Here is a 26323-nt window from a genome sequence, read left to right as displayed (position 1 = left end):
TTATTATGAACATATAGAAAGCGCTATAACTTTAGCAAATAAAACATATAGGAGTGTGTAACTATGACAGAAACTGATTTTTCATCTAAATCATATTTAGATAAAGTTGATGCTTGGTGGCGTGCAGCAAACTACCTTTCAGTTGGACAACTTTATTTAAAACAAAATCCATTATTACAAACTGAAGTCGTACCTGAAGACATCAAAGTTAACCCTATTGGTCATTGGGGAACAATCTCAGGCCAAAACTTTATTTACGCTCATTTAAACCGTGCAATTAATAAATATAACTTAAACATGTTCTATATTGAAGGACCTGGTCATGGTGGCCAAGTTATGGTTTCTAATGCTTACCTTGATGGTAGTTATACAGAAATCTACCCAACAATCACTGAAGACTTAACTGGTATGCAAAAATTGTTCAAACAATTTTCATTCCCAGGTGGTGTCGCTTCTCATGCTGCTCCTGAAACACCAGGATCAATCCATGAAGGTGGCGAATTAGGTTATTCATTATCTCATGCCGCTGGTGCTATTCTTGATAACCCTGACGTAATTGCTGCTACAGTAATTGGTGATGGTGAATCAGAAACTGGACCATTAGCAGCAAGTTGGTTCTCAAATGTCTTCATTAACCCAGTTAATGATGGTGCTGTATTACCAATCCTTGATATGAATGGTTTCAAAATCTCAAATCCTACAATTTTATCACGTAAATCTGATGCAGATTTAACAAAATACTTTGAAGGTATGGGTTGGGATCCAATTTTCGTTGAAGGAACTGATCCTGAGATCATCCATCCTGAAATGGCTAAAAAAATGGATCTTGCTATCGAAAAAATTAAAGCAATCCAAACTGAAGCTCGCAAACACCCAGCTGAAGAAGCAACAATGCCTAAATGGCCTGTTATGATTGTTCGTACACCAAAAGGCTGGACTGGTCCAGAAGTCTGGAACAACGAACCAATCGAAGGCTCATTCCGTGCTCATCAAGTTCCAATTCCTGTAGACCAACGTCACATGGAACATGTTGATGCTCTTGTTAAATGGATGAAATCATACCGTCCAGAAGAATTATTTACAAAAGACGGTCAATTAATTCCTGAACTAAAAGAAATGGCACCTAAAGGCAACCAACGTATGGCAATGAACCCTATTACTAACGGTGGTATTAATCCTCAAAAATTAGTTATGCCTGATTGGAAGAAAAATGCTGTTGATACATCAACTCCAGGTGCTGTTACAGCACAAGATATGATTATTTTCGGTGACTTCGCTCGTGATATTATTGAAGAAAACCCTAAAAACTTCCGTATCTTCGGACCAGATGAAACAAAATCAAACCGTTTGAATGCTATCTTTGAAGCTACTAACCGTCAATGGTTAGAACCAATCAAAGAAGGTAACGACGAATGGCAAAGTCCTGTAGGCCGTGTTCTTGATTCACAATTATCAGAACATCAAGCTGAAGGTTGGATGGAAGGTTATGTCTTAACTGGACGTCATGGTTTCTTCGCTAGTTATGAATCATTCTTACGTGTCGTTGATTCAATGTTGACACAACATTTCAAGTGGTTACGTAAAGCCAAAGAACAAACATGGCGTAAACAATACCCATCATTGAATGTTATTGCAACATCAACTGTATTCCAACAAGATCACAATGGTTATACTCATCAAGATCCAGGTATGCTTGGTCATTTAGCTGATAAGAAACCTGAATTTATCCGTGAATATACACCTGCTGATTCTAACAGTTTATTAGCTGTTATGAATAAGACTCTTCAAAGTGAAGAACTTATTAACTTAATCGTTTCAAGTAAACAACCACGTCCTCAATTCTACTCAGCTGATGAAGCTCAAGAACTTGTTGACAATGGTTTGAAAGTTATCGATTGGGCAAGTACTGCTAAGGGCGATGATGCTGATCTTGTTATTGCTGCTGCTGGTTCAGAACCTAACTTAGAAGCTTTAGCTGCTGTTAGTCTTTTAAACTCAGCATTCCCAGAATTGAAGATTCGTTTCATCAATATTGTAGATATCTTAAAATTACGTCATCCTAAGATTGACCCTCGTGGTTTCTCTGATGAAGAATTTGACGGTTACTTTACAACTGATAAACCAGTCGTATTCGCATTCCATGGTTTCGAAGCTATGGTTCGTGACATCTTCTATGATCGTCATAACCACAATGTTTCAATCCATGGTTACCGTGAAAATGGTGATATCACTACACCATTCGATATGCGTGTCTTGAACCAAATGGATCGTTACAACCTTGCTAAAGATGCTGTCTTACAAGCTGGCAACTTAGGCGCTGCAGGCGATAAATTTGTTAAAGAAATGGAAGCTATGGTTGCTAAACATGAATCATACATCCGTGAAAATGGTGATGATCTTCCAGAAGTTAATAACTGGAAATGGACTCCACTAAAATAGTAAAACTTTAAACGAAAAGAGAACCGCAATTGCGGTTCTCTTTTCGTTATCATTAAAAATCATTCTTTTGTGAGCTGTCCATCTCGCATAAAAAATGTTTGGTCTGTATATGCCAAGACATCTTCATCATGTGAAACCATAATAATCGTTTGTCCCGTCTTTTTAGTAATATCGGCTAGCTGGGCTGCAACTTGCTTCGCTCTTTTGCTATCTAAGCTTGCCGTTGGCTCATCAGCAAAGATGAGCTCCGGTTGCCCAAATAATGCTCTAGCGATTGCAACGCGTTGTCTTTGACCACCTGAAAGACTAGCAGGATATTGATTTCTTTGGTCCCATACACCTAAGTCACGTAACATCATTTCGGGATTACGACTTTCTTTTTTAGTTTTCATTTTATTGACTAATTCAAATTGTTCTAAAACGGTTAAAAATGGGACTAAATTAGACCCTTGTAAAATAAACCCAAATTCATTAAATCGTAACCTAGTTCGCTCTTTTTCGCTTAATTGTCCGATCTCTTGATCTTTAAAATAAATTGTTCCATCGGTTAATCCTTGTAATCCACCCATAATGGTCAGCAACGTTGTTTTTCCAGATCCTGATGGACCTGTCAAGCCAATAAACGTCCCTTTCTCAACAACTAAATCAATATTATCAAGAGCCAACTTTTTATTATCACCTTTTCCAAATGTTTTAGAAACATCAGATAATTGCATTAAACTCATTTAGACACCTCCAATTGCATCAAGTGGATCAACACGTAATATTTTAAAAATGGAGAATAGTGATCCTAGAATGATCATCAATAATAAGATAACCGAAAATCCTACGACTAAGAAGACATTATTTAAAAATGGGACGGCAGCTGGTAACGATAGCGCTGTTGCCACATCTGCAATAATACCCAATCCAATTCCTAGTAAACCTAGTAATGACGACTCCCAAATTAAGCTTTTAACCAAAGTCCCACTAGAAACTCCTTGTGCACGTAACACGCCATAAACGGCTGTTTTTTCAATGGTTAAAATATACATAAAGATACCTACGATAAACGCAATAATGACAAATAAGGCGCCAATCATTAACGTAAAGGTCTTCACTTCTGGACCATATCCCGGTATGTTGTTAATCACCTTGTCCATTGTTAATGTCGCTAATTGTTGATCTTTTTTAATTTTAGCTGAATTTTTTAAAACAACTGCATTAATTTTTTCAGTCGGATTGTCCGGGCCATAACGTAACGTTTGATAGTCAGCTAATTGTAAATAGACAACTGGTGCTGTTGTGTATTTATTACCCGTCGTTATCCCCACTACTTTATATTCTTGTTTCGCATTATTAATTTTTATTTTTTGGCCTAATTTAGTGGCATCTAATCCATTATCAACAACTACTTCGTTAACTTTCTGCGGCATTCTGCCTTGAACTAATTTAGGCTTCAAAAATTGATTAAATTGAACTCCAAAAACACTAATATTAGCTTTTGGTTCGTTTTTCCGACTAGCAACGCCCATCATTTGACCTAAATAAGCGTAGTCTGATTTTGACCCTGAAATCTTAGGAAGTGAGTCTTTTTGTATCTCGGAAGATGCCAAATTATTATTCGCATACTGACTGATAACAATGTTATCCGCATCCCAATTATCAATTGAAGACCGATTATTGTTCGCAAGCCCAAAAGCCAATCCCGTTAAAAAAAAATGAGATATGAAACTAAAAAGATGGTGAAAATAATCAGACCATACCGAAGTTTATTATATTTAATCTCTTTAACAGCTAAGTACATGTCATATTCCCCCTTATTTCTACTATATAATAACTTTGCACCAAATTAAAAGTAAACGTTTTCAGTGGAGGTTAAGAAAAAAGCATAATCCTAAAATTTAGAATCACACTCTTAAAATACTAATTTATTTGTAATCTCGCGCTGCAATAGCTTTAACACTTGTTGTTTCTTTAACAGCCTGTTTAATAATTTTTACAACATCTGAATCACTAAATGAGTTAGGGTTAACACCAGCAAATTTAATTGAGTCTCGTGCTGCCTTAATACGTGATGCTGTAATTGCTTTACCGTTACCATCTACTATGTTAGATGAACTTGTTGTATATTCATTCGAACCTGAATACGATGATGCAGCGGCTTGTTCTTCTGACGTCAACGTAGCTGACGAATTGTTTTTTATTTCTGGTATACTATACTCCGACCCATAACCACTACTTTTAGATGATGGTGTTGAACTTTTCGAACTACTTGAAGAACTGCTTGAAGAACTACTTGTTGGGTAGCCAATCGTTGCCAAATTCTTATCATTTTTTTGTTGTAAGTCTGTTGCTTTTTTCTTTAAATCTGAGTAATAATTTTTATCAATACTACTATCTTTTAAGATTTCAGTTAATTTATCGTTTGATGCTGTGTAGCTATATTCTGTATTTAAATTCATTGCTTCATTATATGTTTTTATGAATAGCGCACGTTTTTCAAGAACCGTTGTTAATTCTTTTTTCAAATTTGTTGCTCGTTTTTTAATGACTGCTGATCCATCATGATCCGCTAGCACGATGCTAATTGCATCCTTTGCTTTACTATACTGACGATCTTCAGTTTTGTTAATTACTGCCTTGTAATGTGTCACCTGTGTCTTGTAAGCTTGTGCAGTCGCATCATTTGATTTCTTTTTTAAAGCGACATCAAAATAATTTTCTGCCTCAGTATATTCTGCATCTTGAATCGCAGTTTTACCGTTCTTCATGGCTGTATTATAATTTTTATTTGCTTCTGCATGTTTCGTTAAACCGTAGCCACCAAACATACCTACTATAACAACTGCAACTAATCCCCATACCCATTTTTTCATTTTAACCACACCTCTTATCCCTATATTTATATCGCTGTTATTATATCATGGAACATCCTTCAACCGTTATTCAAAATAAGAATTTAGTCCCTGAGAGAAACTAAATTCTTATTTACTTAATTTATAATATAAGTGACAACAGCATAATAGCGCAAAGTCCAAGTACAACAGATAATCCCATTGATCTCGTACGATATGCGATTGCGAATACAACCACAGCCGCTATTAATTTTGTGACGTTATCTACGCCCACAAATTGAAAACTTGAATCAATAAAAAGGTCTTTAAAAACTAATGCTGAAAATAACGCAACGGGTACATACTTCATCCATTCATTAAACCATTCTGGGATTTCTCGAGATGAAAAAATTCGTAATGGAATAAATCGCGGTAAATATGCAACAATTGCAGATAAAATAATTAATAAAAAATGATCCATTGTTGTCATTTCCATAGTTAACTTTCCTCAGAAACTTTAGACTTTCTACTTATTGTATGTCGACTTGCTTTTGGTTTAATCGTATTTAATAATTTATTTCGTTTACCTTTTCTAACAATTTCATGTTCAATAATAAATCCAACAAAGGAAGCTAGTAAAGTTGCTACAACTAATCCCATCGTACTTTGGAACAATGACATGAAAATAATTGCTAAAATACCTGAAAGAATACTAATAATAATTGTGAGATAATTTTTAAGTTGCATGACTATCATGTAAATAAATAATGAAGTTAATGCAAATTCAACAATGCTTAAATTAATTTTTAACCCAGCACCAATTAAACTACCTGCAATATTACTCATCGTCCAAAATAATAATGAATAATGTTCAACCATCAAGGCATCTTTTGGTTTCCATTCTTTATCTGTTGCAAATTTTAAATAGTTTACTGCGTAATTTTCATCGTTTAGTGATGCCGCAAATATGTATAAAAACTTACGACTAGTTCCTCGAATGTACTGTGACAAACTAGCACCTAATAACGCATACCGTAATTCTAAGAAAAATAGCATAGTAACAATTGAAAGAATTGGCGACTGAATCGTCAACATTGATGCAATTAAAAACTGTGCACCACCTGAAAAGACAAGTATGGAAACTAATCCTGCTAATATCGTATTGAAGCCTGCTGCATGCAACAAAATACCACATGCGAGTCCAATTGGGACGTAACTCAGGCAAAGCGGCATCGCAATTTTAAGAACTGTGAGCCAGCGTTTCTCTGTTTCTTTCACGATAGTCCTCCAATAATATAAAGTTGGTTTAACGATATAAATTATAGCATACATCTGTTTCTTAATACTCATTATTTAGTAACTCTAATCAAAAAGTTATCCAATAATGATCTGTTCTGATGGAAAACGATACTTTTCATCCCGTTCTTTTTTCGAAACAAAGAATATTAACATGTATAACATCCCTACGCGTCCAACAAACATCAAAATAATAATGACCATTTTACCGATAATGCTTAATGAACTGGTAATTCCCGTTGATAATCCCGTCGTTCCAAAAGCAGAAGTTACTTCTACAATCAGCGAAATCAACGAATGATTCTCCGTAATACTTAAAATAAAGACCGCGATTAAACACATAAATATCGATAGGTTAACAACTACTACTGATTTTTGAATATCATTTTCATGAATCCTTCTATTAAAAATATTCACATTCTTATGTCCACGAATAAACGATAACAAATATAATCCTAAAATCCCAATTGTTGTTGTTCGAACACCACCACCAACTGAACTTGGACTAGCACCAATAAACATTAACATAGAAAAAATCAATAAGGTTGTCGTATTAAAATCACTAATTTGATTAATTTGTAGTCCGGCATTACGCGTTGTAATACTATAAAACATAGCTGTCATAACTCTCTCAACGAAATCCTTATGTGCAAAATAACCATTATGTTCAGATAAGAAAATTAATATTGTTCCAATAAAGAAAAATCCAATCGCAAAACTACCTGCTAATTTTGTAAATAATGAAAATCTAAATTTTTTATGTCCTGGTTTGAACCACGTAACCTTGATCCACGCTAAAATTTCAATAATAACGGGAAATCCTAAACCACCTATAAAAATTAAAATCATAATTAAAAATAAAAAGACGTAATCTTTCGAATAAGGGATAATAGATTTCCCAGTAACGTCAAATCCCGCATTTGTTAACGCAGATATTGCAATATAAAAGCCATCAAAAATTGACGCAGCTAGATGTTCAAAGCCATCACGTACATATAAATAAATTGAAAATATCACACCAAAAAAAGCTTGAATCCCTAGCATAATGCCGAAAATTGAATAAACTAAACGAACATTTCCACTTAAATGCGGTTGATTCATATCAGTTTGAATTAGCCTGCGTTGTTGCAACCCAATGCGTCGACCAGCAATTACCATAATAAACGTTGAGAGCATTGTTATACCAAAACCACCTATTTGAAAAAGCATTTCTAGTAAGATGATACCGTTATTGTTATAGACTTGCTCTAACGGAAATGTGGTTAATCCTGTAACACTAACCGTTGAGACTGCCATGAATATTGTATCAATAAATGGCACACTAGCACCAGGTTGTTTGAAGAACGGAAGGCATAATAAAATACTTGTTACTACAATCAATGCTAAATAGTAAAAGACAACAATTTGTACGGGAGAGGCCAACAAACTAGCTTTATCTAGATATTTCTGGATCCACCTATTCATTCTGACTTCCCCCTTTTAGTTTAATTTAAAAAAAGAGATTAGCGCTAAGTACGCACGCTAATCTCTAATCCTGATTATTTAATTAATTCTAATCCTGCATAACTAACAACAATTTTATGTTTTAATTCTTCAGCTGTTTCATTCTTAATAAATTCCTTATCGAATTTAATAATAGCCGAATTTTTTAGTTGTTTTTCAACGACACCAGTAAAGAACTCGTTATTTGTTTCAAAACTAACACGTGTATCAGCTGGAAATGGAATTCCTTTTTCGTTAACTTCAACATTTTTTTCATCAAAATGACTTAACATAATTTGGCCTCCTATTGTTTTAAATATTAATAGTAACAGTATACCGCTTTTTAGTTATTATTACGACCATTAGGACTAAGATTAAGAACCTCAATTTAATTAACCCATTCTAAATATATTCAATCAAAAAAATAGAGCCCGCAAAATTAATTTTGCGTAACTCTATTTAATAATCTATTTTTCTAAATCTTGTAATTTTTGATTATCATCTAATTGTGATTTACCAGCAAGTCCAACTCTTTGAAGAATTTGCATAGCAACCCATAATAGAACTAATGAAACGATAGCGAAGATTGCAAGAACAAATACGCTCATGCCAATTTGTCCACTAACCATTCCAGAAGTTAATGACTCACGGAACCCTAAGGTTGAGTATGTCATTGGTAAGAATGGATGGATGGCATTAAAAAAGCTATTCGTAACTTCCATTGGGAACGTACCACCAGCGCCACCTAATTGTAACATCAAGAGAACCATGGCCACGAATCGACCAGGATTATCAAATGCCATAGCAAGTGCCATAACAAGATACATCGATGTTAACGAGAATACTGTTGCAATTAAGTAAGTTTCAGCAATATGGTCTGCTTGTAATCCAAACATAAGCATCCCTGTAACTTCAACAAGTGCCATACCAAGGGCAACGACAGTTCCAATAGCAACTTTACTCCAGAACCAAGCTGTTGCTGATTGACCTTCAGTTGAAATTTTACGGATTGGGAATGCAAAGTTAAAGACGATTGCCCCAACGTATAATGCAAGTGAAAGAACATATGGTGCTAAAGCATGTCCATAGTTAGGAACATAACTGTAATTCTTATGTTCCAATTCTGAAGGTGCTGCAAACATATTAGCTGTCTTGTTAGTTGCTTTAATTCCATTAACTGTATCTGATCCTGTTTTAAGAGCAGTAGCTAATGTTTTTGACCCTTTTTTAAGTGATTTAGAACCATCACCTAATTTAGCTGAGTTATCATCTAATTTTTGAGTCCCTGCAGCTAATTTATCAACTCCAGCAACAAGTGTTGGTACTTGTTCATTCAAGCTTACTAAACCATTTGATAATGTACCTGAGCCAGTAGCTAATTGACTAACTCCTGATGTCAATGTTGGTACTGATCCATTCAATGTTGATAATCCAGTACTTAATTGACTCGAGCCTGATACTAAGGCACTGTTGTTTCCAATTAATGTTTTAGAACCATTATTAGCACTTAATACACCTGCAGTGTATTTTTGTACACTTGGAATTAAGCCAGGAGTTTTATCTGTACCATTTAACCCAGCCATAATTTGACCTAATCCAGCATTTAGTAAGTCTGTTGCTTGGATAGCACCATAAGGACTTTCCTTTGTGCCAGAACCTGTCTGCGTTAAACCAGTTTTAACAGTATTTAATCCAGCCATTAGTTTATCAATGGCTTTCTTAGCACCTGCTGTTACTTGTGGTTCTTGAGCAGATAACTCGGCAACACCCGCCTTTAATGCTTGTAATTTAGGTAGTAATTCTTGAATAGCTGCTAATTCTTTTTGAATCGATTTTAATTTGTCACCGTTATCAGTCAACGGTGTTGTCATATCAGATAAATCTGTTTTAATTTTTGTTGTATTATTACCTGATGCTGCTAAACTTGTGCCAGCAGTTTGAAGATTACTTCCTAATCCATTAACAGAAGCAGCAATACTTTTTGCTAACGTTGGATTAGATTTCTCTAAAGCTGCAAAATCAGGTGATTTTACAAAGGTAACTAAAGCACCCATATTACTTTGCGCATCCTTAAGTTGTGCAGCAACACTGGATGCGTTAGTTGTACTATAAAGACTATTATTTAATTCACTCAATTGTGAACCAGCATCTGTTGCTTTAGCGGCAACAAGTTTAGTATTAGCTCCAATTTGAGTTAAATCGGCTGTTAATTTTTTAGCATCAATATTAGGCGCATTTGTGCCATTTAATTCAGAATTCAACTTAGAAATTCCTGAATCTAATGCTGTAAATCCAGCCATTAATTTTGCCATTTCAGCTTGTGAATCTGGACTATTTAATTGTGTATCTAAAGTTGCAGCAGACTCCTTCAAGCTTTTAGTTAACGATTGGTTACCCGCTTGAACTGTTGTAATACCACCTCTTAAGGTAATTATTCCATCATTTAATGCTTGAGAATTTGAACTTAATTGACTCAAACCACTATTTAATTCAGTAACTCCATTAGTATAACCTTTTACACCACTTGCTAATGTTGTTGAGCCAGTATCTAGTTTCGATACACCTGAAGCTAATGTACCTGTACTATTATTAAGTTTTGATAATCCAGCACTTAAAGAACCAGCGCCTGTTGCTAATTTTTGAACACCATTTTTTAATGGAACAACACTAGTTGAAAGTGTTTGAACACCATTATTAACAGTTCCTACACCAGTAATGTAGCTATTTAAGCCATCATTCAATGTTACTGTACCATCAGACAATGTTTTAGAACCACTTGCAGCTGTCTTAAAGCCTTTACCGATTGTTTTAACTTGGCCGAAAATAGCTGTTGCATATGCTTTCGTGACTGATTCACGAATTTGGCTATTTAATTGTTTTGCTGCTGTTTCACTGATAACTTCACCAATGTAGTTACGAGATGCATTAGTATCGTACGTGATTTTCATCTTTTTAGGATTTGTATCCATTAAAGTTGCAGCATTTGAAGAGAAGTTTTTAGGCAACGTAATTGTTGTATAGTACTTGTTGTCTTTCATTCCTTGTTTTGCTTGTTTTGCAGAAACGAATGTCCACTTCAATTGGTCATTATTCTTCAACTCTTTTACAAGTTGATCACCAACATCCAATGTCGTTCCATTATATTTAACAGATTCATCGTTATTAACGACTGCTACTGGTAAATCACTTGTTTTGCCATATGGATCCCAAACTGATTTCAAGAAGAAAGCAGCATACAGAATCGGAATAAGCATCATAACAATTGTTGAAACTAGAAGTATTCTATTCTTTCCAACAAATTTAAATTCATTCTTAATCATTTTCATTAAAATTGGTGCCCCCTAAATTAATTATTTCTACTATAAAATTTTATCGATACGTTATAATATACATCAAATGTCCACGAACAACAAATTTTTATTTTCTTTTTAATGTTTTTTTAATCTTACACGACTAAATTGCCCATATAGACAAAAAAATCACCCTAGAAATCAGAGATGATTTTATTGATTTAAAATAAATTTCCAAAGAAGTTAGTAATTGCACGCCACATAATAACAAAAATGTTAGCTTTTTCAATGGCATCTTTATTCGTTCCTGTAACAGAAAGTGATTTTTTGCCATCAACATAAGATAACGCATTATCTTTACCAGTTAATTTAAGCGTTCCAATATCACTATTAGCCTTAATTGGGGCTTCTAATCCTGTTTTCTTAACTAAATCAGTATTTTCTGATACTTTAGCTGAAATAATCGACTTAACTGTTTCGCCTTTTTTCAACCAAACTTTTTGATTAGATTTAAGCATAACTTTAGTTGTTAATTCTTTACCATGAAATACAGGTAAACTATCGGCGTTTTTAAATATTGTACCAGCCTTGATTGTTTCCACGTTGAACATGTCAAATACATATGACATTATTTTTTGTGTATCTGTAAAACGACTTACATCCGTTTCACTCTTGTGTGATGATCCTAAAACGACCGTAATAATTCGATGACCATCTTTTTTTACAGTTCCTGTAAAACATTCACCAGCTTTGTCAGAAGTACCTGTCTTCAATCCATCAACAGGTAATTCTGTATATGCCTTAGCTAAACCAGGTAACATCCAGTTCCAGTTTTCCATTAGTGTTTGGTCAGATGTTCCTTTATCGAAATATTTACGTTTGATACTTGTTGTTTTTAATACTTCTGGGTACTTTTTAAGTAAGTTTTTAGCAACAATTCCCATATCTTTGGCAGTTAATTCATTTTCATCTGATGCGGCTGAACCGGGGTATCGATCAGCTTTACTGATATCGCTATTAGTTAAACCAGAAACGTTATCAATCTTAGCATCTGTAATTCCCCATGACTTAACCTTTGCACGCATTAATGTTACGAAATCTTTTTGCGATCCCGATACTTCATGAGCAAGTGCCATAATAGCCCCATTTGCTGAGTAAATTAAACTAGCATCATACAGTTGTTTAACTGTGTATGATTTCGTTTTACTCAACGGAACGTTTGATAATGATGTATCCTGGCTAATTTTATAAGAATCGTTATCAATCTTAACTTTTTGATCCCAAGTTAATTTACCACTTTTAATTTGATCTAAAATAACATCAATCGAAATTAATTTTGTCATTGATGCAATTGGTAAAACAGCATCAGCATTTTTTTCATAGATTACTTGTCCAGTATCTGCATCAATTGCTAAAGCAGCTTTAGCTGTTAAATTAATAGCGCTTGAACTGGTTGTTGCAGCTGATACAGATTTAACCTCATCTTGAAGTCCCATTGCTGAAACCCCAGTAAATAGTGCTGCCCCTGAAATAAGCCCAATTACGAATTTCTTTGTACGTTTTAAAAATATCATTTTCTCTTTACCCTCTTAACTTCTCTTATTCATTTAAGAATACCCAATAATAGCTATTCTTGCAACTGTTCTTCTTGCTTTCTAGTTAATTTTATATTCTTACCCAATGGTAAATGAATAACAAAACTAGTTAGCTCTTCATTTGAGACAACATATATGTACCCACCGTGGAGCGTGACAATACTTTGAGCAATGGCAAGCCCTAATCCAGTTCCGCCCGTTTTTTGTGAACGAGATTCTTCCACTCGGTAAAACCGATCAAATAATTGATTAAGTGATTGTTCAGGTATTTTAGGGCCATCATTAGTTACTTTTACGATAACTTCCTGACCAATTTTTTCTGCTTCTAAATAAATATGTTTACCGCCTGCCCCATATTTTAAGGCATTTGATATTAAATTATTAAAAACACGGCCTAATTTTTCAGTATCAGCTTCCATCATTAACGGGTTAGGGTTCGTATTGCTACTAATTGTCATTTCTTTATTTTTAGCTTCAAGTTCAAAACTAGCTGCCAATTGTTCTAACATTTGATTCATATCAAAATTAATCGCATTAATTGGCGTCGACGTCTGTCGCACTTTTGTGTATTCAAATAAATCTTCTACTAAAACCTTCATCTGCTTTGATTTCACAAATGCTGTATGTGTGTAAGATAGTAAATCTTCTTGCGAATTATATTGATTATCTTCTATTAAACCTAAGTAACCGATAATTGATGTCAATGGTGTTCGAATATCGTGACTAACATTGGTAATCAGCTCATCCTTTGAATTCTCAATTCGACGTTCTTCTTCCATTGATTCAATCGTACTTTGAACCAAAGCATTAATACTTGAAACGACCCGCGCCATATCACCTTGTAGTTTAAAAGGAATTTGATGATCGTAATGACCGTCCGCAATATAATGCAATTCTGAAATAACATGACGTAACTGCATTTGATGATAACGTCGAATTAGTCGCCAATAGAGCACGACAACGTCCACAATAAGCATGAACGCAACAAAAACATTCCCCCAACTCCAGACATTGAAATCATTCGGCCCAAAAGTTAATGCCGTCTTAATTTGAAAAATACCATTCTCAAGTCCTGGGTTTGAAGCAATCGTCTGATTTAATAGAATAAAAATTGATAAATTCAGTAAAATTAATAGAATAATCGTGATGAATCCTTCCGCGATTAATTCACTTTTTTCTCTACCAGTTAATTTCAAAAATAACCCCTCACTAATGCATTTCTATCTTGTATCCAACGCCCCAGACGGTTTTGATAATATCATCACCGTTTGTTGCTGCTTCAATTTTATCACGTAAATGGCTCACATGGACCATTACTGTTTTGGCAGAAATAATTGATTCTTGTTGCCAAACTTGTTCAAAAATATCATCCGCAGAGTACACATGATTTGGATGTGAGGCTAATAAATATAAAATACCGAATTCTAAAGCAGTTAATTGAATATCACTACCTTCAACTGTTTGAACTTCATGAGAATCTTTTTTAATAATTAGCGGTCCTATTTCAAGTGCAACATCAGGTGCCGGATTCGAGTTTTGGCTACGACGGAGTAATGATTTAACACGTGCCATAATTTCTAATGGGTTAAATGGCTTAACAACATAATCATCAGCACCTGTAATCAGTCCACGAATTTTGTCCATATCTTCTGTTTTAGCAGAAACCATTAATATTGGAATTTCTGAAGTTTTACGAACCTCTTTAATGACATCCATTCCGTTCATTTTAGGCATCATAACGTCGAGAATCATTACACCGATTTCTGGCATTTCTTCTAATTTTTCAATCGCTTCAAGTCCATTTTGAGCAGTAATTGCTTCGTAACCTTCATTTTTTAAATAAATAGAGATTAAATCAACGATTTCTTTTTCATCATCTACAACTAAAATTTTCATTGGATATCTCCTGACTTTTCTTTACTTATAGTATATTGTATCAAATATCACACACGATAACTTTAAAGAATTGGTTAAATCTACTTAATCTAAGTAGTACAAAAAAAGCTTTCGTAAAAAACGAAAGCTTTCCATTTTTTATTATCCACGTTCTAATAAGTAGTTAAATAAACCGCCCATTGTTTTATCTGATAACTCAATCTCTTTACCAGATTCCGTTACTTTAGTAATTTTATAATAATCTTCAAACTCAGGTACTTCCAATTGCATCATCGCAACAAAAGCTGCTGCCGTTTTATAAGTTGCTTGTAGCTGTTCCCCATGAACGTAATCAATAATTAACATATTCGTAACCCCCTATAATATTTATACTCGTAGTGTAGTCTATAAATTTAAATACTTCCACAATTGATACTTATTTTTAAGTAAATTAATATTTCTAACTAATGTCGTATTCCTTTTACTGTATACAATGATTTTGCATCAAATCATGATTAATCATTAGAGTCTTATTTATAATTTAAAACTCTCCATTAAAAAAGACGTAACTTCTTTCATCTGAAAGAAATCACGCCTTTTTAATTATTATTTAACTGAGTAATTAGGTGCTTCTTTGGTAATTTGAACATCATGTGGATGTGATTCAATTAAACCAGCACCTGAAATTTGAACAAATTGTGCGTCATCTTGTAATGCCTTCAATGTTCCAGCACCAACGTAACCCATACCTGAATGTAAGCCTCCAACCATTTGGAAAACAATATCAGCTAAACTACCCTTGTATGATACACGACCTTCAATACCTTCTGGCACTAACTTATTAGCTTCATTTACGCCACTTTGGAAGTAACGATCAGAAGAACCATTTGATTGTTCCATAGCTGCTAAACTTCCCATACCTCGGTAAACTTTGAAACGACGACCTTCATAAATTTCAAATTCACCAGGAGCTTCATCAGTTCCAGCTAACATACTACCTAACATCACAGCGTTACCACCGGCAGCAAGGGCTTTAACGATATCACCAGAGTATTTAATACCCCCATCAGCGATGATTGTTTTACCATATTCACGAGCTACTTCAGCAGCGTCATAAATAGCTGTTAATTGCGGAACACCAACACCAGCAACAATCCGTGTTGTACAGATTGATCCAGGTCCTATTCCAACTTTAACAACATCAACGCCAGCATCATAAAGGGCACGAGTTGCTTCGCCAGTTGCGACATTACCTGCGATTAAAGTTGCTTCTGGGAATTGTGCTCTGATTTCAGTAATTTTACGGATAACACCGGCTGAATGACCATGAGCAGTATCGATAACTAAAGCATCAACACCAGCATCTAGTAAAGCTGTAGCACGTTCAAATGTATCACTTGTAACACCAACAGCGGCAGCAGCAAGTAAGCGGCCATGTTCATCTTTAGCTGCGTTAGGAAATTCAACAACTTTTTCGATATCTTTAATTGTTATTAAACCAGTTAAACGACCATTTTTATCAATGATTGGTAATTTTTCAATTTTATTTTTTTGGAGTATTTTTTCAGCTTCTTTAAGCGAAGTACCTTCCGCAGCTGTTACTAATCCTTCTTTAGTCATAACACTATCAATTAGGACTGACATATCAGAAACAAAACGTAGATCACGATTCGTAATGATACCAATCAATAAGCGATTTTCTAATGTTTCAACGATTGGAACACCACTAATACGGTAACGTTTCATCAATTGTTCAGCATCTGCAACAGAATGTTGCGGTGTTAAATAGAAAGGATCAATAATAACGCCACTTTCAGAACGTTTTACTTTTCTGACTTCTTCAGCTTGTTGTTCGATACTCATATTTTTATGAATAACACCTAAGCCACCTTGGCGAGCCATAGCAATCGCCATTTTAGAATCTGTAACAGTATCCATGCTAGCACTTAAAATTGGGACATTTAATTTGATATTCTTAGCTAATTGTACACTGATATCAACCTCGTTCGGTAATACATGACTTTCTGCAGGTATTAACAACACGTCATCAAAAGTAAATCCTTTTTTAACGAACTTCGTTTCCCAATTTGACATTTTAAAACCAGCTTTCTACTTTTATTTTGTTTACTAACATACCAGATAAACTCAACATTGGTCAAGGTTATCGTCCGATTCTTATTAACCTATAATCGTTTTTAACTGTAACAAAAAAGAGTTCAAAAATTTTACCTGAACTCTTTTCAAGATATCAATCAATTTAAAACATTGTTCGGTTGATATTATAGCGACGTTTAACGTAAATTCTAACTGCAAATGCGATTAATGCAATTACAAGATAAACAGGGGCTGGCAACAATGCATTAAGTGGTCCTGGAATCAATGCCACTAACATGTAGGCAAGAATCCATACTGCAAGAAAGGCTACAAATACTAGTAATGTAACCCAGAAAGCTGGTTTGTCTTCTTTTTTGACGTTTGGGCCATATTTTTTGTAGAAGAGCGCTGCTCCAATACCACCCAAAATTGATGTGATTAGTAGTGTTAATAATCCACCAGCACCAGAAGCTTCTGCTTGCGTACTTGTTTTACTCATTAATCCCATAACACCGTACATACCAGCAAAAATTAATAACATCATCAACCCATTATCTAAAGCTGTTAACCAAAAACTACTTGTTGGTTCTGCAGCTTTTTTCTGTGGGCCCATAATGATATCAGTTGCTTTTGTACTAACAGGACCATATAGTTTAGTTGCTGTTACACCTTTATGCTGTTCGGTGCGAAGTTCTGCAACAATTTCACCAATGACCGTATTTCGTTTTTCATCATTAATTTTTGAATCTTTCAAAATACTATTTAAACGGTAAACATAATCTTCATTACGCTTCGTTAATCCCGCAAAGGGTCCTTTATCCTGTAACTTCGTTTCTTTTTCTAAATGTTCTTTTTGTTTTGCTGCAGCTGTCGCATTTCTCTCTTCAACTGATGTTTCTTCGACTTTGTTTTCTTCTGACATGACTAACAACCCCTACTGACTTATTTTATTTAGACGTTAAATCTGAACTCAATAATATCGCCATCTTGTACGACATATTCTTTACCTTCGGAACGTAAACGACCAGCTTCACGAACTGCTGCGACGCTTCCATTTTTATCTAAATCAGCAAATGACATTGTTTCAGCACGGATAAATCCACGTTCAAAATCTGAATGGATAATTCCGGCAACTTGAGGTGCTTTCATCCCTTGTTTAAAGGTCCATGCTCGTGTTTCGGCACCACCAGCAGTAAAGAAAGTTGCTAAACCTAGTAATTTATAAGATGCCCTGATTAAGCGATCAAGTCCTGATTCTTCAACACCAGCAGCTTCAAGGAAATCAAGTTTATCTTCATCATCTAGTTCAGCAATTTCTTCTTCTGTTTTAGCAGAAACGGCTAAACATTCTGAACCTTCTTCTTTTGCAAAGGCTTCAATTAATTTTACATACTTATTAGCATCTGGGTCAGCCATGTCATCTTCAGCAATATTAGCGACATAAAGAACTGGTTTGTTCGTTAATAAAAACATACCTTTAACATATTTTTCTTCTTCTTCATCAAATTCAATTGAGCGAACGGCATGTCCAGCTTCAAGAACTGGTTTGATTTTTTGTAAAATACTGAATTCAGCCAACGCATCTTTATCTTTTGTTCTAGCCACTTTTTCAACTTTAGCATAACGTTTTGTCACACTATCTAAATCTGCAAAAACAAGTTCTAAGTTGATTGTTTCAATATCGTCCATTGGATCCACTTTATCAGAAACATGTGTGATATTATCATCGTCAAATGCACGAACAACGTGCACAATAGCATCAACTTGACGAATATTTTCTAAAAATTTATTACCAAGTCCTTCACCTTTACTTGCGCCTTTAACAATACCGGCAATATCCGTAAATTCAAAAGTTGTATGAATAATTTTTTTAGCAGGGACTACTTCATCGATACGTGCTAATCGTTTATCTGGAACTTCAACCATCCCAACGTTTGGATCGATTGTCGCAAATGGGTAATTAGCCATTTCCGCGCCTGCTTTTGTAATTGCGTTAAATAAAGTTGATTTACCTACGTTTGGTAATCCTACGATTCCTGCCGTTAATGCCATAATTAGACGTCACTCTTTTCATTTATTTTGTATTATCTTCTGTTGTTGCTTTTTCTAACATTTTTTTCATCTTTTTTTCAAATTCTCGTCTAGGTAATAGAATAAGGTGCCCGCATCCTAAACACTTAATGCGAATATCCATTCCCATTCGCACGATTTCCCAGCGGTTAGTCCCACAAGGATGTGGTTTTTTCATTTCAACAATATCATGTAAGTCATACATACTGACTAACCTCCTAGTCTAGTGAAATATCAAGTAAGTCCAAAATACGGTTCAAATCATCCGTTGATAAGTAGTCAATTTCTATCTTACCTTTATGATTTTTTTTGCTCTGTTGGATAGAAACTTGTGTTCCAAATTTTTCTTTTAACAAGTTCTCACTTTGTTGAACATAAATTGATTTTTCAACTTCGTTCACTTTTTTAGTATTCTTTTTAATTTCGCCGTTCATTTGGGCAATTACTTTTTCCAACTCACGAACAGTTAGATTTTCTTTAACTGTTCTTTTAGCTAATGCCCCAATTTTTTGTTTATCTTTAAGTGACAGCAATGTTCTTGCTTGACCCATCGATAACTGATCAACTTGGAGTAATTCTTTAACTGAGTTGGGCAATCCTAATAAACGCAAATAATTAGCAATATAAGGACGACTTTTGCCTAATCGCTCTGAAACTTGTGACTGCGTTAAGTTTAATTTTTCCATCAACATGTTATAAGCTTCTGCCTCTTCTAAAGGAGACAATTCTTCACGTTGTAAATTTTCCAAAATAGCAACTTCCATCATTGCTTCTTCTGTCATCGTTCTAATAATTGCAGGGACATCTGTTAGTCCTGCTAATTTAGACGCACGGAAACGACGTTCTCCTGCAATGATTTCATAACCCTTAATGACTGATTCTCTTACAATAATTGGTTGGAAGACACCTGATTTTTTGATAGACGCAGCTAATTCTTTTAGGGCATCTTCATCAAATGTTTTACGAGGTTGGTAAGGATTAGGGCGAATTTCAGCTAAGTTTAAACGAACAACAGATTCTTTTGTATCATCATATTGATCAAGTTCATCCTGAAATAACGCGTTAATCCCTTTTCCAAGACCTTTTTTATTATTTACCATGCGCTTTTAACACTTCCTTTGCCAATTCCATATAGACTTGAGCACCCTTCGACTTAGGATCGTAATCAATAATTGCCATCCCATGGCTAGGTGCTTCAGACAAGCGGACATTTCGCGGAATAATTGTCTTGTAGACTTTTTCTGCAAAATATTTTTGCACCTCAGACACAACTTCTGCGCCTAAATTTGTACGTGCATCATACATTGTCATTAAAACGCCTTCAATGGCTAAATCTGGATTAAAATGCTTTTGAACTAAACGAATTGTGTTAAGCAATTGGCTTAAACCTTCCAAAGCATAGTATTCACTTTGAACAGGAATTAAAATTGATTTACTAGCTGTAAAGGCATTAATTGTAATCAATCCAAGTGATGGCGGGCAATCTATTAAAATATAATCATACTGATCTTCAATTGTTTTAACGGCATCCAATAATCTTGTTTCACGAGCCATTTGCGGTGTTAATTCAATCTCAGCACCAGCCAATTGAATGGTTGCCGGAACGATATCTAATCCTTTATGACTAGTAGCTAGAATTGTCTCCTTAATTGGAAATTCATTAACTAAAACATCATAAATATCTTTTTTTATTGTTGATTTTTCAATACCAACACCACTTGTTGAATTTCCTTGAGCATCCGTATCTATTAATAAAACACGCTTGCCTAGCTCGGCTAAACAAGCGCCTAAATTCACACTCGTTGTTGTTTTACCAACGCCACCTTTTTGGTTTGCTAATGAAATAACAATTCCCATGTTTGATTAACCCTCCTTTTTTGATTCAATCACATCAATAATAACGCGATACCCTGAATCAGTTTTTTCTTGTTTTGATTTAATCGTTACACCGTTATTTTCTATAACTTGAACCGCTTGTTTTAGGGTATTAATCACTAATCTTTTATCAGGATTACCTTTTTTCGTGTTTTTCTTTTCAGACACTTTTGATTCTGGTTTAATTTTATTAGCTGAAATTAACTTTTCGGTTTCTTTCACTGTTAATTTCTCTTTTAAAATACGTTTTAATAATTTTTTTTGATTGCTAGCTGATAAACTAACCATTGCTCTTCCGTGACGTTCGGATATCTGTTGCGCCATAATGGACGTTTGTACGTCATGTTCTAATTTTAATAAACGCAATTTATTAGCAACAAATGCTTGGCTTTTACCCATATCTTCAGCTAATTTTGACTGTGATAAGTGGTTTAAACTCATTAGTTTACTGTAGGCCTCTGCTTCTTCAATTGCTGTTAGTTCCTCACGTTGTAAATTTTCAATTAGTGCCATCGAAGCCGCTTGGTCGTCGTCCATTTTCTGAACAATTGCCGGAATTTTTTTCCATCCTAATGAAGATGCTGCCCGAAAACGACGTTCCCCAGCAATAATCTCATATTTTCCAGTCTCATACTCTCGCAAAATAATAGGCTGCAATAACCCGTGTTCTTTAAGGGTTTGTGCTAATTCATCAATTTTTTGATCATCAAAGACACGACGAGGTTGGAAGCGATTGGGTACAATAGTCGTAACAGAAATGTCACTAACCTTCGTTTGATTCGTTTCATCTTCTTGTTCTTGTTGATTTTTACGATTTCCTAAAAATGAAAATGCCATTTTCCGACGACCTCCTGACTATATCTTATTTACAAGTGGGGTACGTCCAGGTACACCCGCTTTTCTAGGGTATTTTTTAGGACTTAATTTGACTTTATCAACGACTAATAGATGACGTTCGTCATCTGAAATTGGTAAAGTAAATTCATGATTAGCCACAACTTGACCACCTAAAAGCTTGATAGCATATTCGGCATCGACTAATTCTTCGTCCATTTTTTGAGCTTTGAGAGCGATAAATTGACCATTTAATTTAACTAAAGGTAAGCACAATTCAGATAGTACGCTCAATCTTGCAACAGCACGAGCTGTCACGATATCATATTGTTCTCTATATAAACTTTTTTTACCTGCAAATTCTTCAGCACGATTATGAAAAAAAGCAACCCCTGTAATATCTAATTTGTCCGCCAATTCATTTAAAAAGTTGATACGTTTATTCAACGAATCAACAATAGTCACCGTTAATTGCGGAAAAGCAATCTTCAGTGGAATTGAAGGGAAGCCGGCACCTGCGCCGACGTCACAAATAGATAAGGGCTCGCTTTGTATTTCTTTTGAATAAAAAGCAGGCGTTAAAGAATCATAAAAATGTTTCAAATAAACGTCTGATTTTTCTGTAATAGCAGTCAGATTAAGGTTTTCATTTGTCATTACTAAAAATTCATAGTATGTTTCAAATTGTGCCATTTGTCTGTCTGTTAAATTAATGTCTTTTTCAGCTAATGCTTGACGAAATTCTTCTGGATTCATATGACTGGCCCTCCGTTATTTGTGAAACAAAACGATGTTTCACGTCCTGTTTAACTTTAACGTATTTAGGCCAGAAATACAAGCCAACTGTAAGATTCTCTATCCTACTAATTTATCAAATTTTTTAAGTTTTGAAATTAATAATTCGACAAATTTTGCACGGTCAATTGATAGTAAGACTTCTGTATTTTTTTCTAATCCCAATAAATCAAATTTATCAACGATTGTCTCACCTTTAGTAAGATCACCATTCACCTCAACATCAACATGGTACTTTTCACTTGTGAATAATTCAGGATGTAACATCCAAGCAATTGTACAAGGGTCATGTAATGGAATACCGTCGAATCCCCATTTTTCTTGACCATAGTAAATACCATAAAATTTCAATAACCCGTAGGCTGATTGCGCTACTTTATTATTAATCTTACCAATTTCTTCAATTTCAGAATCTAAAATTTGTGCTTGATGAGTTAAGTTTAATCCAGCCATAACCATTGGAATAGAGTCATTTAAAACCATTTTTGCTGACTCTGGGTCCACGGCAATATTAAATTCTGAACCAGGTTTAACATTTCCAACATCCGTTGAGCCACCCATAAAGACAATTTTTTCAATTTTATTTTTTAATTCAGGATAGACAGCTAAAAATAGTGCCATATTCGTCATTGGGCCCGTGACAACCATTGTAACTTTTTCAGCACTTTTAGATAATGTTTCTGCAATTAACTCAATTGCTGTTAAATTAGTTGCTGGAATTTCAGATTTAGGTAACTCTGTTCCATCAACACCAGTATCTCCATGAACGGCATCGGCAATCATTAATTCTTGTAGTAAAGGTTTTTTATTTCCACTAGCAACTGGAACATCTGTCCGTTCCATCAATGTTAGTAGTCGACAAGCGTTATCAAATGTTTTATCAGGTGTTTGATTTCCAGCGGATGTTGTCACCGCACGTAAATCAAATTCTGGTGAAGCAATAATCATCATTAACGCTAATGCGTCATCATGTCCTGGATCACAATCTAAAATAATTGGTGTTTTTGTCATAATAAAATCTCCTCTTCAATCGAATTATTTTTCTGCATTTTTAATGCAATTAATAAATATATTTATGATCAGCCTTATTAAAATTCCAGAATGGTACTTTTACAACACCTTGAATTTTCGACTTATCAACGAACCCCCAGTAACGACTATCATTAGATACTGAACGATGATCTCCTAGAACAAAATATTTATCTGAAGGTACTCTGATAGCTGAAGTATCTTTAGCCCATTGATTATCTACAGCCAATGACTTGAATGTCCAGTTTTTAGCATTTATGTTCTGAACCCTTGTCCCTACTGTTTTTTGATAAGTTGAAATATAAGGTTCTTCAATTTCTTTACCATTAACATAGACATGATCATTTTTAAATTCTACTGTATCACCAGGCATTCCAATAACACGTTTAACATACTCTTGACCCTCAGTTGCATCAGGATCTACGCCGTATGCATCAAAAACAACAGTACTAAAGCGCTTAATATCAATAACTTTAACAACAGCAACATGCTCATTATTAACTAAGTTAGGTTGCATCGATGGCCCATCAACACGTACCATTGTGACAACAAATGTTTTTAAAAGCATCGCGATTATTAAACCGATTGCAATCGGTATAATCCAACTCATTATTTCTTTAACTATTCTTTTCATATTTCCACCTAATCATTATATTTTTTATCCCCTTATTTAGTTAATTATACGCCAACTATTTAAGGACTTTCAATATCCAATAATTCAAATGATACCAGACAATGAAATCCCTTTCTATTAAAACTTAAAATTTCATTTGCAACCATGTAAAACGACTGGTATAGTTTTAATTAGTTCTAGTAGTATAGAAACATAAGGTTTCTGTAATATCTTTGTAACATCGGGGGGCAATATATTTTAATTTAAAATATATTGAAAGTGTTCTAAACCATTATTGCACATGGGATTTACTAAATTAAATAAATTATAAGTTAAATACATAAATCATCATTATCATTGATATATAAACATTACTTAGTATATATTACAAAATCATGCTAAGTTGTAATAGTTTTTGTATTTGATTGCAACACTAACCGGTTACAATAGTTACTGTAGTATAAATCCAATAAAATAAGAAAGTAGATGTGACTCAACTTGAATAACACACTTAAATCATTATTACTCGGTACAGTTGGTACCGCTGGCCTCCTTCTTGCATCTAACGCAACTGCTGATGCAGCAACAGTTAAAGTTCAAACAAACGATACTGTTTGGGCTTTTTCTCAGAAGTATGGCGTTTCAATCAAAACAATCGAAACTTTAAACAATATTGACGCAAATTCTCATATTATTGTAAGTGGTCAATCATTAAATATTCCTGAAAAGGATAGCAACGCTAAAGCAAGCTCAACACAAAAAAGTACTTCAGCTAAAACAAGTACTATCGTTACTACTAATACTTCAGTAAATAAAACATCCGTTACTGTTAAAAATGGTGATTCATTATGGTCAATCGCTAAAGAAAATGGCATTTCAATCTCAGCACTTCGTTCGGCTAATGGATTTGCTGATAACTCAGCACTTATCTTACCCGGTCAAAATTTAACATTAACTGGTTCAAAAGCGGTAGCTGCAAGTACTACTGTTACTCCCGCTAAAGTAACACCAGCTAAAACTGTTAAAGTAGAAACAAGTACTGCTAAACCAGTTGCTACAACTCCTAAAGCAGAAGTAAGTGCTGCTAAATCAGTTACTGCAACTCCTAAAGTAGAAACAGCTACACCTAAAGCAGCATCTACTACAAATAATAAGACTGTTACTGTTAAAAACGGCGATTCATTATGGTCAATCGCTCAATCAAACGGTATTACTATCTCAGCACTATGTGATGCTAATGGTTTATCTTCTAATTCAATGATTAACCCTGGCCAAACATTAAACTTAACAGGTTCAATGGCTAAAGTAGCTTCTACAACTGCTGAAAAAGTTGTTACACCTGCAAAAGCTACAACAACACCTAAAGCTGCTGTAACTTCTAATGCTACTTCAACACCTAAGGCTGCTACAAGTTCTAATACTGCTTCAACAGCTAACACTGCTGTTGCAAGTTCTAATACTACTTCAACAACTAATACTGCTGCTGCAAGTTCTAATACTACTTCAACAACTAATACTGCTGCTGCAAGTTCTAATACTACTTCAACAGCTAATACTGCTGCTGCAAGCTCTACAACACAAACAGCAAGCTACTCAGCAAGCAAAGTTATCTCTGTTGCTAAAGCATACATAGGTACTCCTTATGTTTGGGGTGGATCAACTCCTTCTGGTTTTGATTGTTCAGGATTCACACAATATGTATTCGCAAAAGTTGGTATTAACTTAAACCGTAATACTATTGGACAAGAATCAAATGTTTCTAAGAAATCAACTGCTGCTGCTCAACCTGGAGATTTATTATTCTGGGGAGCTCAAGGTTCTACATACCATGTTGGTATTTACTTAGGTGGTGGCCAATATATCGCTGCTCCAGAACCTGGTCAAAATGTTAAAATTGGTGCATTAGCATATTACCCTGCTTCATTTGCTGGTACTGTTAATAAATAATATTATGAAGGTCCCACTCACTAAGTGAGTGGGACCTTTTTTTATGGATTTTAATATATAAAGTATTCTGGTTCGGAATCTATAAAAGTTGCTAAGATTGGAAATAAGTCCGTTAGAAATCTGAATTTTATTATTTGTTCCTTCTAAAAGAGTATTAATCGAATAATTATTAATGTTTGGAAATATCTTCACATCACGCCATCATAAGATTATGTCTGCTATTTAAAAACAAAAATCTTATACTCTTCGGCTTATTCATCATTAATCAAAAAC

At 34.6% G+C, this 26323-nt stretch carries 24 protein-coding genes; 2 read left to right on the top strand and 22 right to left on the bottom strand.

Translation table 11 applies throughout. From position 1 onward, the window contains the following. The first annotated feature begins 63 nt into the window (after positions 1–63). Entirely contained in the window at positions 64–2439 is a 2376-nt protein-coding gene (locus AC1RP4_RS00565; RefSeq protein WP_481761054.1) for a phosphoketolase family protein, read from the top strand. A gap of 59 nt (positions 2440–2498) precedes the next feature. Here the strand turns inward: AC1RP4_RS00565 and AC1RP4_RS00560 are convergent, their stop codons facing one another. The 22 genes from AC1RP4_RS00560 to lepB form a co-directional block, all read right to left on the bottom strand. Continuing rightward, on the bottom strand, positions 2499–3164 hold the full coding sequence (locus AC1RP4_RS00560; protein ID WP_481761055.1) for an ABC transporter ATP-binding protein: 666 nt from the start codon (positions 3162–3164) through the stop codon (positions 2499–2501). Beyond that, the gene (locus tag AC1RP4_RS00555) at positions 3165–4124 is read right to left on the bottom strand and encodes an ABC transporter permease (RefSeq protein WP_481761056.1); all 960 of its coding nucleotides are present in this window, start codon (positions 4122–4124) and stop codon (positions 3165–3167) included. Between the two features lie 225 nt (positions 4125–4349). Further along, positions 4350–5297, bottom strand: a complete 948-nt coding sequence (locus AC1RP4_RS00550) for a hypothetical protein (protein WP_481761057.1) — start codon at positions 5295–5297, stop codon at positions 4350–4352. A gap of 121 nt (positions 5298–5418) precedes the next feature. Then, positions 5419–5751, bottom strand: coding sequence for an AzlD domain-containing protein (locus AC1RP4_RS00545; protein ID WP_409021810.1), 333 nt, complete (start codon positions 5749–5751; stop codon positions 5419–5421). A 2-nt stretch (positions 5752–5753) separates the two neighbouring features. Beyond that, positions 5754–6533 carry an AzlC family ABC transporter permease gene (locus tag AC1RP4_RS00540; RefSeq protein WP_481761058.1) on the bottom strand — a complete coding sequence of 260 codons (780 nt, stop codon included), beginning with the start codon at positions 6531–6533 and terminating at the stop codon, positions 5754–5756. Positions 6534–6629: 96 nt separating this feature from the next. Further along, positions 6630–8015, bottom strand: a complete 1386-nt coding sequence (locus AC1RP4_RS00535) for a TrkH family potassium uptake protein (RefSeq protein ID WP_481761059.1) — start codon at positions 8013–8015, stop codon at positions 6630–6632. A gap of 74 nt (positions 8016–8089) precedes the next feature. After that, entirely contained in the window at positions 8090–8326 is a 237-nt protein-coding gene (locus tag AC1RP4_RS00530) for a hypothetical protein (RefSeq protein ID WP_409021814.1), read from the bottom strand. 174 nt (positions 8327–8500) lie between these two features. Continuing rightward, positions 8501–11359: a YhgE/Pip family protein gene (locus AC1RP4_RS00525; RefSeq protein WP_481761060.1), complete on the bottom strand. Its 2859-nt coding sequence runs from the start codon at positions 11357–11359 to the stop codon at positions 8501–8503. A 185-nt stretch (positions 11360–11544) separates the two neighbouring features. After that, positions 11545–12897: a serine hydrolase gene (locus tag AC1RP4_RS00520; RefSeq protein WP_481761061.1), complete on the bottom strand. Its 1353-nt coding sequence runs from the start codon at positions 12895–12897 to the stop codon at positions 11545–11547. A 53-nt stretch (positions 12898–12950) separates the two neighbouring features. After that, complete coding sequence (locus AC1RP4_RS00515) at positions 12951–14114, bottom strand: sensor histidine kinase (RefSeq protein WP_481761062.1); 1164 nt, start codon at positions 14112–14114, stop codon at positions 12951–12953. Positions 14115–14127: 13 nt separating this feature from the next. Continuing rightward, positions 14128–14814, bottom strand: a complete 687-nt coding sequence (locus AC1RP4_RS00510) for a response regulator transcription factor (protein WP_409021818.1) — start codon at positions 14812–14814, stop codon at positions 14128–14130. Positions 14815–14955: 141 nt separating this feature from the next. Further along, the gene (locus AC1RP4_RS00505) at positions 14956–15159 is read right to left on the bottom strand and encodes a hypothetical protein (RefSeq protein WP_481761063.1); all 204 of its coding nucleotides are present in this window, start codon (positions 15157–15159) and stop codon (positions 14956–14958) included. 240 nt (positions 15160–15399) lie between these two features. Further along, positions 15400–16887 carry an IMP dehydrogenase gene (gene guaB, locus AC1RP4_RS00500; RefSeq protein WP_481761064.1) on the bottom strand — a complete coding sequence of 496 codons (1488 nt, stop codon included), beginning with the start codon at positions 16885–16887 and terminating at the stop codon, positions 15400–15402. A 163-nt stretch (positions 16888–17050) separates the two neighbouring features. Further along, positions 17051–17809, bottom strand: coding sequence for a DUF1129 family protein (locus AC1RP4_RS00495; RefSeq protein WP_481761065.1), 759 nt, complete (start codon positions 17807–17809; stop codon positions 17051–17053). Positions 17810–17838: 29 nt separating this feature from the next. After that, positions 17839–18939 (bottom strand): redox-regulated ATPase YchF, encoded by a 1101-nt coding sequence (gene ychF / locus AC1RP4_RS00490; RefSeq protein ID WP_481761066.1) that lies wholly within the window; start codon positions 18937–18939, stop codon positions 17839–17841. 22 nt (positions 18940–18961) lie between these two features. Continuing rightward, positions 18962–19162, bottom strand: coding sequence for a DUF951 domain-containing protein (locus AC1RP4_RS00485; RefSeq protein ID WP_409021822.1), 201 nt, complete (start codon positions 19160–19162; stop codon positions 18962–18964). 13 nt (positions 19163–19175) lie between these two features. Next, positions 19176–20057, bottom strand: coding sequence for a ParB/RepB/Spo0J family partition protein (locus AC1RP4_RS00480; RefSeq protein WP_409021823.1), 882 nt, complete (start codon positions 20055–20057; stop codon positions 19176–19178). Next, positions 20047–20814 (bottom strand): ParA family protein, encoded by a 768-nt coding sequence (locus AC1RP4_RS00475; protein WP_409021824.1) that lies wholly within the window; start codon positions 20812–20814, stop codon positions 20047–20049. The genes AC1RP4_RS00480 and AC1RP4_RS00475 overlap by 11 nt, the downstream gene beginning before the upstream one ends. A 6-nt stretch (positions 20815–20820) precedes the next feature. After that, a complete protein-coding gene (gene noc / locus AC1RP4_RS00470) occupies positions 20821–21669 on the bottom strand; it encodes a nucleoid occlusion protein (protein WP_481761067.1) in 849 nt (282 codons plus the stop codon). Between the two features lie 18 nt (positions 21670–21687). Continuing rightward, the gene (gene rsmG, locus AC1RP4_RS00465; protein WP_481761068.1) at positions 21688–22422 is read right to left on the bottom strand and encodes a 16S rRNA (guanine(527)-N(7))-methyltransferase RsmG; all 735 of its coding nucleotides are present in this window, start codon (positions 22420–22422) and stop codon (positions 21688–21690) included. A gap of 99 nt (positions 22423–22521) precedes the next feature. Continuing rightward, positions 22522–23472 carry a pyrimidine-specific ribonucleoside hydrolase RihA gene (gene rihA, locus AC1RP4_RS00460; protein ID WP_481761069.1) on the bottom strand — a complete coding sequence of 317 codons (951 nt, stop codon included), beginning with the start codon at positions 23470–23472 and terminating at the stop codon, positions 22522–22524. Positions 23473–23521: 49 nt separating this feature from the next. Beyond that, positions 23522–24124, bottom strand: coding sequence for a signal peptidase I (gene lepB, locus AC1RP4_RS00455; RefSeq protein WP_481761070.1), 603 nt, complete (start codon positions 24122–24124; stop codon positions 23522–23524). Between the two features lie 477 nt (positions 24125–24601). On the opposite strand from lepB, the gene AC1RP4_RS00450 reads away from it, so the two are divergent. Next, positions 24602–26050: a C40 family peptidase gene (locus AC1RP4_RS00450; protein WP_481761071.1), complete on the top strand. Its 1449-nt coding sequence runs from the start codon at positions 24602–24604 to the stop codon at positions 26048–26050. Positions 26051–26323 lie beyond the last annotated feature (273 nt).

It is taken from the genome of Dellaglioa sp. CoH-56-MRSF-10 (genome assembly GCF_056782175.1).
This window is presented reverse-complemented; position numbering and strand designations above follow the sequence as displayed.